At 69.6% G+C, this 13,543-nt stretch carries 11 protein-coding genes; 7 read left to right on the plus strand and 4 right to left on the minus strand.

Features of this window, described 5'->3' with window-relative positions; all coding sequences use genetic code 11:
- Window positions 1–37 precede the first annotated feature (37 nt).
- A complete protein-coding gene (locus V1633_RS22485) occupies window positions 38–664 on the plus strand; it encodes a TetR/AcrR family transcriptional regulator (protein WP_331216359.1) in 627 nt (208 codons plus the stop codon).
- 96 nt (window positions 665–760) lie between these two features.
- Complete coding sequence (locus V1633_RS22490; protein ID WP_331216360.1) at window positions 761–1,963, plus strand: C45 family peptidase; 1,203 nt, start codon at window positions 761–763, stop codon at window positions 1,961–1,963.
- Window positions 1,964–2,047: 84 nt separating this feature from the next.
- Here the strand turns inward: V1633_RS22490 and V1633_RS22495 are convergent, their stop codons facing one another.
- Both V1633_RS22495 and acs read right to left on the minus strand, forming a co-directional pair.
- Window positions 2,048–4,378, minus strand: a complete 2,331-nt coding sequence (locus tag V1633_RS22495; protein ID WP_331216361.1) for an immune inhibitor A domain-containing protein — start codon at window positions 4,376–4,378, stop codon at window positions 2,048–2,050.
- Window positions 4,379–4,788: 410 nt separating this feature from the next.
- The gene (acs, locus tag V1633_RS22500) at window positions 4,789–6,753 is read right to left on the minus strand and encodes an acetate--CoA ligase (RefSeq protein WP_331216362.1); all 1,965 of its coding nucleotides are present in this window, start codon (window positions 6,751–6,753) and stop codon (window positions 4,789–4,791) included.
- A 167-nt stretch (window positions 6,754–6,920) separates the two neighbouring features.
- Here acs and V1633_RS22505 point away from each other — a divergent pair, with 167 nt between their 5' ends.
- Window positions 6,921–7,688, plus strand: coding sequence for a Fic family protein (locus V1633_RS22505; protein WP_331216363.1), 768 nt, complete (start codon window positions 6,921–6,923; stop codon window positions 7,686–7,688).
- Between the two features lie 111 nt (window positions 7,689–7,799).
- On the opposite strand, the gene V1633_RS22510 is transcribed toward V1633_RS22505, so the two are convergent.
- Window positions 7,800–8,600 (minus strand): HAD family hydrolase, encoded by an 801-nt coding sequence (locus V1633_RS22510; RefSeq protein WP_331216364.1) that lies wholly within the window; start codon window positions 8,598–8,600, stop codon window positions 7,800–7,802.
- A 359-nt stretch (window positions 8,601–8,959) separates the two neighbouring features.
- Entirely contained in the window at window positions 8,960–9,724 is a 765-nt protein-coding gene (locus V1633_RS22515) for a tyrosine-type recombinase/integrase (RefSeq protein WP_331216365.1), read from the minus strand.
- Between the two features lie 92 nt (window positions 9,725–9,816).
- Here V1633_RS22515 and V1633_RS22520 point away from each other — a divergent pair, with 92 nt between their 5' ends.
- The 4 genes from V1633_RS22520 (at window position 9,817) to V1633_RS22535 (ending at window position 13,364) form a co-directional block, all read left to right on the plus strand.
- Entirely contained in the window at window positions 9,817–10,299 is a 483-nt protein-coding gene (locus tag V1633_RS22520; protein WP_331216366.1) for a hypothetical protein, read from the plus strand.
- 438 nt (window positions 10,300–10,737) lie between these two features.
- On the plus strand, window positions 10,738–11,073 hold the full coding sequence (locus tag V1633_RS22525; protein WP_331216367.1) for an MmyB family transcriptional regulator: 336 nt from the start codon (window positions 10,738–10,740) through the stop codon (window positions 11,071–11,073).
- A 438-nt stretch (window positions 11,074–11,511) separates the two neighbouring features.
- Window positions 11,512–12,714, plus strand: a complete 1,203-nt coding sequence (locus tag V1633_RS22530) for a low temperature requirement protein A (RefSeq protein ID WP_331216368.1) — start codon at window positions 11,512–11,514, stop codon at window positions 12,712–12,714.
- A 98-nt stretch (window positions 12,715–12,812) separates the two neighbouring features.
- On the plus strand, window positions 12,813–13,364 hold the full coding sequence (locus V1633_RS22535) for a GNAT family N-acetyltransferase (RefSeq protein ID WP_331216369.1): 552 nt from the start codon (window positions 12,813–12,815) through the stop codon (window positions 13,362–13,364).
- Window positions 13,365–13,543: the final 179 nt, after the last annotated feature.

Raw genomic sequence — 13,543 nt, forward strand, 5'->3', positions numbered from 1 at the left:
TCACTATAACCCACGTAAAGTGAGATAGGAGGCGCGCATGACCGCCGAGCCCGGCCGGCGGCGCTACGAGTCCGTACGCCGCACGACACAGGCCCAGCAGACGCGAGCCGAAATCGCCCTGGCTGCCCGTCGACTCTTCGTCAGCCATGGTTGGGCGGGCACGACCGTCCGGGAGGTGGCGCGCGAGGCCGGCGTCTCGGTCCCGACGGTGTATGCGGCGTACGGGAACAAGTCCGGCCTGGCCCGGGCGCTGGCCGACGCGGCCGACCTGTCGGCTGACGCGGCGCGAATGCTTGCCGAGTTGGAGGCCCCGACGGCGACGCCGGAGCGGCAACTCGCCGCGATGGCCGGTTACGACCGACGGCTGTTCGAGCGTTCGGGCGACGTCATCACGCTGGTCCGCGATGCGGGCCGTACCGAGCCCGAGTTGGCCACCACCTACCTCGATGGCCGCAGACGGGGTGACGAGACCCGGCTACGGGTCTTCTCGTCGTGGTCGCCGGGGGTGCTCCGTCCCGACCTGGACGTCCCGACCGCCGTCGACATCTACGCGGCGATCTGCAGCATCGACGTCTACGCCGTGCTGACCGCCGAGCGCGGCTGGGCGCCGGACCGTGTCGAGCAGTGGTGGGGCGGGGTGCTGGCCCGGGAACTGCTGAGCTGAGGGAGAGGCGGGCGGGAACCGACCACGCTCCGGGGCTGAGCCGGCGGTCAGTCAACGGGGATGACGGCCCGCGGGCCGGTTGACTACCGTGCTGCCATGACTGCCGCACGCCGTACCACCCACCCCGACCTGCCGGTGCCGCTGATCCAGGTGCAGGGGCCACCGATCGAGTGTGGCATCGGGTATGGCGCCGCCGCCCAGGATCTGGTCGGTGCCAACCTCGACTTCTACCTGCGCCGGTTCCGGGACGAGGGCGGATTGGACACGGCGGCGATCCGGGCCGCCGGGGCGGCGTTCCGGGCCGCCACCGTCCGGCACCATCCCCGGGTCGCCGAGCTGCTCGACGGCGTGGCGGAGGGGGCCGGCGCCCGGGTCGACGAGATCTACGCGCTCAACGCCCGTACCGAACTGATCTACGGCAACCACCGGGACTCCGGTCAGGCCGCCCCGGCCCAGCCCCCGACCGGTCCGGCCCGACCGTCGCCGGAGTCGGATCCGGACGTCGGCGGCTGTACGTCGGTCGGCGTGCTCGGCACCCACACCACCAACGGCCACCTGCTGCTCGGACAGAACTGGGACTGGCACCCCGACCAGCGCGACGTGATGCTGCTGCTCGCCACCCGGGACGAGCGGGGGCTGACGGTGCTGACTCTCACCGAGGCCGGGATGGTGGCCAAGACCGGGCTGAACTCGGCCGGTGTCGGGGTCTGCGTGAACATGCTCGGCTGCGACCGGGACGGGTTGCCCGCCGACGGCGCCGCACCGGGGGTGCCGTACCACGTGCTGCTGCGGGCCGCGCTGGAAGGCGACAGCCTGGCGGAGGCGTTGAAGGCGGCCTGCCGGGGCACCCGGAACAGCTCCATCAACCTGCTGATCGGGCAGGCGGCGGAGGCCGGCGGTGAACTGATCGACCTGGAGTTGGTGCCCGGGGACGCGGGTTGGTCGCATCCGGTCGACGGGCTGATCACCCACGCCAACCATCTGGAGACCGGGGTACGGGTCCACGACACCATGAAGGACTGGGGTGGCTCGTCGCTGTTCCGGTCGGCGCGGGCCCGGCGGCTGCTGACCGCCAGACTGGCGACCGGCGCGATCGGCGAGGACGACCTGGTCGGGTTGTTCCGCGACCACGCCAGCCAGCCGCAGAGCATCTGTCGACACACCGACGAGCGGTATCCGCTGGCCGAGCGCTCCGAGACGGTCTACTCGGTGCTGCTCGACCTGGACGACCGGCGGTTCGGGATCGCGGCCGGGCCGCCGTGCGAGCACACGTACGGGTGGCTGGACCTGGCCTTCTGAGCCCGGCCGTAGCCTCCGGAAAAGCGACCGGGGCCGGGCGCGCCATGCGCTCCCGGCCCCGGCTACCGACCGGTGACTACCGGATCAGTTGCTGACCTTGATGATCGCCAGGTCGGTGATGAGCCGGTTCTCCAGAATCAGTTCGATCTTGGTGCCGGTGCCGGCGACCTTGACCGAGTTCATCGGGTTCTGCGGCGACCAGTAGCGGTCCGGGTTCGAGTCGCTGAACGTCGTCACCGGGTTCAGCTTCGGCACCGTGACCGCCTGCCCGTTCAGGTGGAACGTCTGGGCGGGCTTGGTGAACTTGCTGAAGGTGGCGTCGTAGCTGCTCCGCCGGTTGGTGACGTTGCCGACGCCGGGGACCGTGATCGGGCCGGGCCGGACGTCGACCGGCAGGTTCAGGCCGAAGCCCGGGTGGACGATCGTGTCGTTGTCCTCGTACGCGTAGTTCACGTACCAGACGAGCAGGCCCTGGTGGTTCTTGAACCGCTCCACCCAGTCCGGCTTGCTGTTCTGCCAGCCGAAGTTGTACGGGCCGGTCTCCAGGTACTTGTCGTACCCGTAGTAGGTCCGGTACTCGGCGATGTAGAACTGCGCCCGCGGTTCGGTGTACGAGCCGGTGGTCCGGCTGAAACCGCGAACGGTCCACTCCGACTGCTCGGTCTCGGCGTTGTCGGTCCAGACCGTCGTACCGTTCTTGATCAGCGAGATGGTGTCGAAGAACGCGCCGGCGAGGTTGGTGCCGTTGTCGCTCTGGTACCGGTACCGGAACTGGACGGTCTGCCCGGCGTACGCGGACAGGTCGTAGTTCAGGTCGACCCACTGGCCGCCCGAGGAACCGTCGATACCGGTCTCCGGCTTCGCGCCGGGCGCGGGCTCGTCGATCAGCGGGTGGCTCAGCGGGGTCCAGTTGGCGCCGTTGTCGGTCGACACCTCGGCGAAGAGGTAGTCGAAGTCCTCCTCGATCTGGAACCACGCCTTGGCGGCGAGGGTGGCGCTGCTGGCCCCGGTCAGGTCGAGCGTCCGGGTCAGCGTGTTGTTGAGGTTGTCACCGGTGCCGCTCCACCACTCCCGTTCACCCTCGAACGGGGTGTTGAGCCGGATGGTGACCTCCTGGTCGGGCAGGTTCACCACGACCGCCTGGGCGAGGCCGTCGGTGTCGCCGGCCGCCCCGAGGGTCGCGTACGTGGTGCCGCTGTCCCAGTCGACCGTGGAGTGGTTCAGCCACCCCAGGTAGAGCTTCGACCACGGGTCCATGTAACCCGGGCTGGAGCCGATGTCCTGCTTGCCGGGGTTCAGCCAGGAGCCGGAGGCCATCAGGCTCCAGAACCCGACGCCGTTGTCGCCGCCCTGGGTGTCGTACAGGTCGGGCAGGCCGAGGTCGTGGCCGTACTCGTGGGCGAAGACGCCCAGGCCGCCGTTCTCCGGCTCCGTGGTGTAGTCACGGATCCACATCCCGGTGTCACCGATCTGCACACCGCCGGCCTTGTTGAACTCCGGTCCGGCCGTGCCGTAGAGGTCGGTGAACGCGCCCCAGCGGTGCGACCAGATGGCGTCCGCGCCCTGGGCGCCGCCGCCGGCCTCCTCGCCCTCTCCGGCGTGCACCGCCTGGAAGTGGTCGATGTAGCCGTCGGCCTCGTTGAAGTTACCGTCGCCGTCGTGGTCGTACCGGTCCCAGACGTCGAACTGGGCCAGGTACTGCTTGATCTCCGCCTGGGTCTTGCCGGCGGCGACCTGCGACTCGTACCACGAGTTGGCGGTGTCCTTGACGAAGTTCCAGTAGCCGTCCCGCTCGGGGATCTCGTTGCTGCCGTACCGGGCCTCGTTGAACGGCACCTTGACCCAGTCGGTCACGTCGCCGCCGACGGTGTAGCGCCCGCCGGACTGCTTCAGGTAGAAGTCGGCCATCGACTCCTTGCCCTTGGCGTAGAACAGGTCCAGGTACGACTGCCGGTTGAAGTCCGGCTTCCAGATGGTGCTGTTGTCGTCGGTCGCGCCGCCGTCGTAGTTGCGGTCCGGCTGCGGGATCTGGTTGCGCAGCGGCCCGTCGGTGCCGCCGGTGCGCGGGTCCTTCTGGTTGCCGAACTCCACCAGGATGGTGAAGATCGGGTCGACCTTCGCCGGCTGCTGGTACTCGACGAAGCGGTCGGCCTTGATCTGGATGACCTTCGACCCGTTGCGGGTCTGCAGTTTGGCCTTGCCGGAGAGCAGGGCGGCGATGGCCTCCTTGCGGACCTGCTGGTGCTCTTCGGCGAGCGGGTCCGGCAGGTTGTCCGCCCGGTGGGCGGCACCCTGCGGCTCCCGGTCGGCCGGGGCGGGCGCCGCCGGAGCGGCGGTCGCCGGAACGCCGACCGCACCGGCGGCCAACAGCGCGGCCGTGGCACCTGCCAGGCCGGCCGTGACTCGTCTCCTCAAAGGTCCTCCTCCTTTGTGGAAGTGTTACAGGACAGGCCAGCTCTTGGCCGGCACTGTCATCAGACGCGATCCCCACCTTTGCAGATACATGGATTGCTGTCACGGGTCAAGGATGTCGATACCTGGCTCTGCGATCTACGTCTAATCAGGGCGAAAACGTTCTAAGGGGTGCCGACTTTTCGGTTGGTGAATGTCACGATTCCGAAACGGCAGGAACCCGATCATCCGTTCGTACGTCAATTGGCGGACCGCGCCGTGTCCGGAGCCGGACGGATGATGCGACCGGGCCGGGTGGTGGACGTCCGACGGTCGTCGGGGTGTTCCGTCGGGCCGGACGGCGCCGGCGGTGATCCGGAAAGCGACGACGGGCGGCCCCCAGGTGGGGTCCGCCCGTCGTCGGTGTGCTCGGGTCAGTCCTCGTCGGACTTGCCGGACCGCATGCCCGAGGAGATCAGGTCCATCACCGAGGAGTCCTGCAGCGTGGTCACGTCGCCCAGCGAGCGGTTCTCCGCCACGTCACGGAGCAGCCGGCGCATGATCTTGCCGGACCGGGTCTTCGGCAGCTCCGGCACCAGCATGATCTGCCTAGGCTTGGCAATCGGCCCGAGCGTCTTGGCGACGTGGTTGCGCAGCTCCGCGATGAGCGCCGTCCCGGCGTCACCCTCGGTGTCGATGTGCCCGCGCGGGATGGTGAAGGCGACGATCGCCTGACCGGTGGTCGGGTCGGTCGCGCCGACCACCGCCGCCTCCGCCACCGAGGGATGCGAGACCAGCGCCGACTCGACCTCGGTGGTCGAGATGTTGTGCCCGGACACCAGCATCACGTCGTCGACCCGGCCGAGCAGCCACAGGTCGCCGTCGTCGTCCTTCTTGGCGCCGTCACCGGCGAAGTAGAGGCCCTCGAAACGGGACCAGTACGTGTCGATGAACCGCTGGTCGTCGCCCCAGATGGTGCGCAGCATCGACGGCCACGGCTCGGTCAGCACGAGGAAGCCACCCCCGCCGTTCGGCACCGGCTCCGCCTGGTCGTCGACCACGTCCGCGCTGATCCCCGGCAGCGGACGCATCGCGCTGCCCGGCTTGGCCGCGGTCACCCCCGGAAGCGGGGAGATCATGATCGCCCCGGTCTCGGTCTGCCACCAGGTGTCGACGACCGGGCACTCGCCCCGGCCGATGTTCTCCCGGTACCAGATCCACGCCTCCGGGTTGATCGGCTCCCCGACGCTGCCGAGCAGCCGCAGCGAGGAGAGGTCGTACCCCTTCGGGATGTCGTCGCCCCACTTCATCATGGTGCGGATCAGCGTCGGGGCGGTGTAGAGGATGGTCACCTTGTGCTTCTGCACCAGCTCCCAGAACCGGCCCCGGTGCGGGGTGTCCGGGGTGCCCTCGTACATCAGCTGGGTGGCGCCGTTGGCGAGCGGGCCGTACACGATGTAGGAGTGTCCGGTCACCCAGCCGATGTCGGCGGTGCACCAGTAGACGTCGGTCTCCGGCTTCAGGTCGAAGACCGCGTGGTGGGTGTAGGCGGCCTGGGTCAGGTAACCGCCGGTGGTGTGCAGGATGCCCTTCGGCTTCGCCGTGGTGCCGCTGGTGTAGAGGATGAACAGCGGGTGCTCGGCGTCGAACGCCTCGGCGGTGTGCTCGGTCGAGGCGGTCTCCACCGTCTCGTGCCACCACACGTCCTTCTCCGACCAGGCGACCTCCTGCCCGGTACGGCGTACCACCAGCACGTGCTCGATGCTCGGGCAGCGCGAGACGGCCTCGTCGACGGTCGCCTTGAGCGGCGACGGCTTGCCCCGGCGGTAACCACCGTCGGCGGTGATCACCACCTTGGCGCTGGCATCCTGGATCCGGTTGGTCAGTGCGTCGGCGGAGAAGCCGCCGAAGACCACGCTGTGCGTGGCGCCGATCCGGGCACAGGCGAGCATCGCGACCGCCGCCTCCGGGATCATCGGCAGGTAGATCGCCACTCGGTCACCGGCGGTCACGCCCAGTTCGGTCAGCGCGTTCGCCGCCTGGCTGGTCATGGCCAGCAGGTCGGCGTACGTGATGGTCCGGGTGTCGCCCGGCTCGCCCTCCCAGTGGATGGCGACCCGGTCACCGTTCCCGGCCGCGACGTGCCGGTCCAGACAGTTGTACGCGACGTTGAGCCGCCCACCGACGAACCACTTGGCGAACGGGGGGTTCGACCAGTCGAGGACCTGGTCCCACTCCTTCGACCAGTGCAGCCGGCGCGCCTGCCGCTCCCAGTACGCCAACCGGTCGTCGGCCGCCTCGTCGTAGGCGTCGGCGGTCACGTTCGCGGCGGCGACAAGCTCGGCCGGCGGCGGGAACTGCCGGGTTTCCTGCAACAGGTTTGCCAGAGTCTCGCTCATGGTGGGTGGCTCCTCAGGCGTCACGTAACGGGCGTTCGGTAGGAGGTTAGTCTCGGCGTAGTGGCTGGTGCGAGGGGTCGGGGCGGCTCGGGCGGCGATACGCGCCGAACGGCCCCGTCCGGGCGCCCGTCGGTTCCGGGGCGTCGCCCGGGCACTACCGTGGCAGGGTGACCACCGATCCGCTGGTACCGCTGCTCAGCCTGGCCGACGTCGCGCCCGCGGTCGACCGGGCCCGCGAGCGGGTCGACGCGGCGCTGCGACACCGCGCGTTGCGCCGGCAGGGCGGCCAGGTCGCGGCCGAGGTCAGCCTCCGGTCCGCGGTCGCCAGCGCCGCCTTGGAGGGGTACGCCCACGAGCGTGAGCTGGTCCGGTCCGGGGTGGTCACCGACCCGGTGCTGCAGGGCGCGCTCCGGGTGGCGGGTGCGCTGCCCGGACTCGCCGACCGGTGGCCCCGGGCGCCCCGGCAGGTGCTCGCCCGGCTGCACACCCTGGCGGCCAGCGGAGTGGTGCCGGACGAGGTGCTCGGCCGGCCGGTCGACGCCGGCTTCGCCGAGGGCGACGTGGCCGGACCGTCACCGGTGCTGGCCGCCCGGCTGGACGCCCTGGCCGGCCTGGTCGCCGGTGGGACCCGGGTGCCGCCGGTCATCCTCGCCGCGGTGGTGCACGGTGAACTGCTCGCGCTCCGGCCGTTCGCCGGGCCGTCCGGGGTGGTGGCCCGGGCCGCCGCCCGGCTGACCCTGCTCTCCACCGGTTTCGACCCGCGTGGACTGGTCGCCGTGGACCTTGGTCACCAGGACCGCGAACCCGAGTACGTCGGCGCGGCGAACGCCTTCGCCACCGGCACCCCGGACGGGATCCGCGCCTGGCTGCGGCACTACACCACGGCGGTGGAAGTGGGTGCGGAACACCTCGTCACCATCGCCGACTCGGTGTAAGGAAGGGCCCCTACTAACGCATTCGGTCGAGGAAGGGCCCCCTGTTAACGCCTGAGACGCGGAGAGACTGCCCGTCGCCAGCGGGGACGTCAGGTGATGCTGGCGGGTACGTCAGGTGGTGCTGGCGCGGGCCCGGCGGTGCCGGCCGTACCAGGCGATGCCGATCGCGACCCCGACTCCGACACCGATGGCGGCCGCCGCGACCGGTACGGCGGGACGCTCCCGCAGCCGCCGGCCGAGCGGGATCGGGTGCCGGAACTCCAGTACCGGCCAGCCGTGTTCGGCCGCCAGCTTGCGCAGCGCCCGGTCCGGGTTCACCGCGCTCGGGTGGCCGACACACTCCAGCAGTGGCCGGTCGCTGACGGAGTCCGAATAGGCGTACGACTCGGTCAGGTCGTAGCCGCGTTCGGCGGCCAGCTCCCGGACCGCCTCGACCTTGCTCGGGCCGGCCGCGTAGAACTCGACCTCGCCGCTGTACCGCCCGTCGACCACCGCCATCCGGGTGGCGATCACGTCGGCGACGCCGAGCAGCTCGCCGATCGGCCGGACCATCTCGTCACCGGAGGCGGAGACGAGTACGACGTCCCGGCCGGCCGCCTGGTGCTCCTCGATCAGGGCGGCGGCCTCGGCGTACACGTAGGGGTTGATCAGTTCGTGCAGGGTCTCGGCGACGATCTGCCGGACCTGGTCGACCTGCCATCCCTTGCAGAGCGCCGCGAGATAGTCCCGGGTACGCGCCATCGTCTGCTCGTCGGTGCCGCCCAGCCGGAACATGAGCTGCGCGTACGCGGACTTCACCACGTCACGGCGGCTGATCAGCCCGTCCCGGTAGAACGGTCGACCGAACGCCAAGGCACTCGACTTGGCGATGACGGTCTTGTCCAGATCGAAAAAAGCGGCGCTTCGGCCCACGGCGCACGAGTCTAGTCTGATGGTCTATGGTCAGCGGGTGCGCGGGGTCACCTTTGGCAGGTCGTGACCGGTTACCGCCTGATCGGCAGATCAGCGCAGACGGTGATCACGGTCACACTGCGAGAGGAGACTTTCGCGCGGAGTGGAAGTTGGCGCCACTCGACGTATACAAGGCCACTCAGGCATGCTTGTATTTACGACACACTTTCATATCCTCTGTGCTCGTAGACCTCGACGGTCGCACCCCCCGCGACCGCCGAGTGGGTTCGGCTCGACCCCCCCGGAGCCGAACCCCAGACGACCCCCGTCTCCCCCCGACGGGGGTCGTCGCTTGTCCGGAGGAAGCGTATTCACGCAGGTCACGACGCGTCTGACGACGGATCGTCCGGCCCCTGTGGCCGCTCCGGAGGCTCGAAAGTCAGCGGATCGTCAGCGAAGGTACGGCGGACCCGGTCGGCGTAGTCGTCCGGGGTGTGGGTGTACCGGTCGAGCGTGGTCGACGCCTGCTCGTGGCCCATCACCCGCTGGACCAGGTTGATCGGCACGCCGTCGGTGACGAGCCACGTCGCGTACGAGTGCCGCAGGTCGTGGAACCGCAGCCCGCCGACCGCCTCCGTCGCCACCTGCGCCGCCGCAGCCTGCTCGGTGCCGAACTCGACGGACAGCTCCACCCCGGCACGACCTGGCCAGACCGCCCGCCACCGCCCCGGGCCGACCTCGACGACCTGGCCGAGCAACCCGGCCCGCACCAGCGACGGCAGCCAGACCCGCCGCCGGAAGTTCGACCGCCGCAGCGGACCGCCGTCCCGGTCGGCGAAGACCAGCGCCCGCGGATCCGGCTCCGTGTCGCCGCGTCGCTGGCGCAACTCAGCGACCAGGAACGCCGGCATGGGCACCGTCCGCACATCCGCGCGAGTCTTCGGGTACGGCCGCACCACGATCCCGCCGTGCGTCTCCACCGCCACCTGGACGACCCGCAGCACCGCCCGGTCCAGGTCGACCGAACCCCAGGCCAGCCCGGCACACTCGCCCCAGCGCAGACCCGTCCCGGCGGCGGCCGCGACGATCGCCCGATGCTCTGCCGGAACAGCCGGCAGCAGCTTGCCGAACAAGGCGCCGCGCAAGCGCGGCGCAGGCCCGCCCGCGCTCGGCCCGCTGGCGGCCTCCGGCCGGCATCGGCCGGCGCAGCGAGCCCCGACTCGTTGTCGTGGTTCAGGTGTCCATGCCCGAGACTATCGACGTGCAGTCGACAGTCCAGCGCTACCGGGAGCTGTTCGCGCTTGTGCGCAAGCGTCCCCTCATGTACCTCGTACGTGCCGACTACAGCTCGGCCGTCGCCTTCGTGCTCGGGTGTCACGTCGCGGAGGAGGCAGTCTTGACAGGCTTCCGAGAGTGGCTGGTCACCCGGGTCGGGTGCGGCTCAAACCTCACCTGGTGGAGCCTGATCCTCCGACTCACCGACCCTGTCGGCCCCAAGAACGCCCGCGAGTTGGACCCGGAGTCTGACGGCAAGGCATTCGAGGCGCTGTTCTCCCTGCTGGACGAGTTCCTCGCACTTCGGGCAGAGCCCGACGGCCTGCAGAGGATCTACCGAGCCTACGACGATTGGATCCAGCTACGGCATACACATGGATGCGACGCGACTGGCGCCCCGAGTTGTTCCGTCGTGGATGCGCCAAGGCCGACACCCGGCGGATGAATCGGAACTCCTCGCGGCCGTGACGATCGCGAGGGTAGTCGGCCGCCGTTGAGGTCGGGGCGATCGCTGCCGCGCCGGCAGCAGCACGCCGAAGAACATCTCCTCGCTGACCGCCGCCGGCCGCGCCTCGCCCGGACGGTTACCGGGCGCCTCCACACCTTCGGCCGGGTTGACCGCGATCAACCGGGCGCGGACCGTGGTCCGCGGGATCCTCGACAGCAGACGCTGGCACTAGGCGACGGTCCCCCGGGGGGCGAGGATTCTGTGCGGGTCGGTGGCACACTCTCGCGCCGCAAAATGGTCGATCTGGGGCAGCGGGCAATCTGTCCATTTTGGCAAAAGGCGAGTCCACTTCATCGACAGAGTGCGTTCGGCGGTACGCGCCTCCACTCCGACCGACCCGCCAGCCGGCGGGTCGCGAACCCACCGAGCCGGACCTTGCACATCCTCGACGCCGAGATCGCCGAGGACCGACAGTTGAGGGGCCTTGCCGGCAGTGCGATGATCCTCCATTGCCGCATGGGCATCCTGGCGTGGAACCGTGCAGCTACGGCGCTGCTGATCGATCTTGGCACCCTGCCGCCGCGCGAGCGTGACTACATCCGCCTGACCTTCCTCGACGAGGATTCCCGGAACCTTCTCGTCGACTGGCCGGTGACCGCCCGCGAATGCGTCGCCGTCCTGCGCCGGGAAGCGGGACAGCATCGCGCTGACCGCGACCTCAATGACCTGGTAACCGAGCTCGACGCCCGTTCGGCGGAATTCCGCGGATGATGGGCCGACTACCGCGTCGCCGGCCCGCGACAGTTTGTCAGGACCCTCGATCACGCCACCGTCGGGAGAATCACCGTCAACGTGCAGAAACTATCCGTCGACACCAACCGTGACCAATTCATGACCACCCTCACGGGACACGACACCGAGTCCCGTGCCGTGCTTCGCTTCCTCCCGCGGTGGTCCTCCCCAATGGACCGCATCAAGCTCTCCCGTGAGGCTCGGAACAGCCGGAGCGATTGACAGCATTGCGCCGGAACGGCGGCGGGGCCGACATCGACAGGGCGATCATTCGGTGGCCTGTCCGGTTCGGCGCGTCGTCGGTGTGCCTCCCCGGATAACCTTCGGTTCCCGTCGTATCGTCCCACCCGATCCCGACCCGTGATACGAATAGTGCGACGGATCGGGTGAGGCGGACGAATCGTGGCGGGTAACCGGGTGGCCAGGCTGCTGCGTAAGCGCGAGCATCCGCGCCAGGCATCGGCCCTCGAACTTTTCTTCGACCTGTCCTTCATTCTCGGGCTGGCTCTGCTGTCGAGGCGGCTTTTCCATGAACTGACTTGGGGCAACACGCTCGAGACGTTGATCCTGTTCGCAGGCGTCTACTGGATCTGGATCGCGACCGCCTGGGCGACCGACTGGTACAACCCCAACGACCCGATCATCAAGGGGCTCGTTCTCGGCATCATGTTCGTCGGCCTGGTGATGGTGGCCGCGATACCGGGCGCGTTCGGTGCGCACGGCTTCATCTTTGCCGGGGCGTACGTCCTCGTACACTTCGGCCGGGGCGCCGTGTTGCTTACGCTGTTGCGTGGGCATCCGCTGCAACACCGGTCGTTGCTGATCCTGATCTGGTTCGCGGTCTCCGGGGTGACCTGGCTGGTCGGCGCTTTCCGGCCGGAGACCGAGCGGGTGGTGCTGTGGCTGGTCGCACTGGCCATCGACTACGGAATAGCCTGGCTGGGCTGGCCGACTCCGGGGCTTGGTCGAGTGCCGGACGAGAATCTCCGCAATGTCGGCGAGCATCTGTCGGAGCGGTACCAACAGGTGTTCATCATCGCCCTGGGCGAGGTGATCCTGATCAATGGCCTCGCCTACGCCGGCGCGGGAATCACCGCGCTGCGCACGCTCGCCTTCGGACTGGCGTTCCTCAACGTGGTGCTGCTCTGGCGCGGTTATATGATTCCCGGTGATCTGCGAATCGGCGGTATTCTCGATCAGAGTCGCCCACGGTTGGCGGTTTCCGTCGCGCTGTGCCACGCGACGGTGATCGGGGGGACCCTGCTCACCGCGGTCGGCAACGAGGTGCTCATCACCAATCCGCTCGGTGCGCCGCAGGGTGCGTGGGTGATGCTCATCGTCGGTGGAGCCGCGCTTTTCCTGATCGGCCGGGTCATGTACCACGTGTCGGTGTTCCACCGTCTGCCCTGGCCGGGGTTGGCCGGCCTGGCGATTCTCGGCCTGCTGAGCCCCGTACTGCTCCTGCTTCAGCCGCTGAGCATCTCGCTGGTCACCAACTTTGCGCTGTTCGGAGCCGTGGTCGTTGACATCTACCTGATTGGGCGAGCGGTCCGGGAGGGTCGGATCGCCACGTCGTCCGGTGACACCCCCCTGACGATGGGCAGGGACGACAAGCGTTGACTCAGTTGAGCGTGCCCTGTCCGGTGCGTCACCACGGTGGTCCAACGTCGCGCCGCGTCAGCACGCGCCCCGGCCACCAGTGGGCGAGGATGGAGGGCATGTACCCGATCGGCATCTCCGGCGGGCTCGTGGACCTGCGCGACTTCCGGGCCGACGACGTGGACGACGCCCTGGCGATCGACGGGGACGAGCGGGTCACCCGCTGGCTCTCCTTCGACGTACGCAACCGGATCCAGACCGTCGCGATGCTGGAGGGGGCGATCCTGCGGGCCCAGGCGGAGCCGCGTACGGAGTACTACCTCGCGGTCACCGACAAGAAGGACCGGATGGTCGGCTTCGCCCGGCTCGGCCTCGGCGGAGTCCGGGGCGCCGAACTCGGGTACGCGATCCGCGCCGATCACTGGGGTCGGGGCTACGCCACCGACGCGACCCGTACGTTGATCGGTTTCGGCTTCACCACCCTCGGCCTGCACCGGATCACCGCCGCGATCGGGCCGGACAACGCCGCCTCCATCGCCGTCGCGGAACGGCTCGGCATGCGGTACGAGGGACGGCTGCGTGACCACGTCCACACCAACGGCGCCTGGCGGGACTCCCTGCTCTACTCCGTGCTGGCCCCCGAGTGGTCCACCGACGACTCGGCCGGGTGACCGGGCTCGACATTCCGCGCGGCGACGTCGGGTACGGCCGACGACGGGAACGCAACGGGCGGGCGCCGGACAGCGCCGACCCGGGACGGAACGGGTGGGCGCCCGGGGGGGGGCGCCGGGGGGGGGGGGGGGGGCCCCCCGCCGGGGGGGGCCCCCCCCCCGGGGGGGGCCCCGGCGGG

This window comes from Plantactinospora sonchi (assembly GCF_036422035.1).
GTDB classification, from domain to species: Bacteria; Actinomycetota; Actinomycetes; order Mycobacteriales; family Micromonosporaceae; genus Plantactinospora; species Plantactinospora sonchi.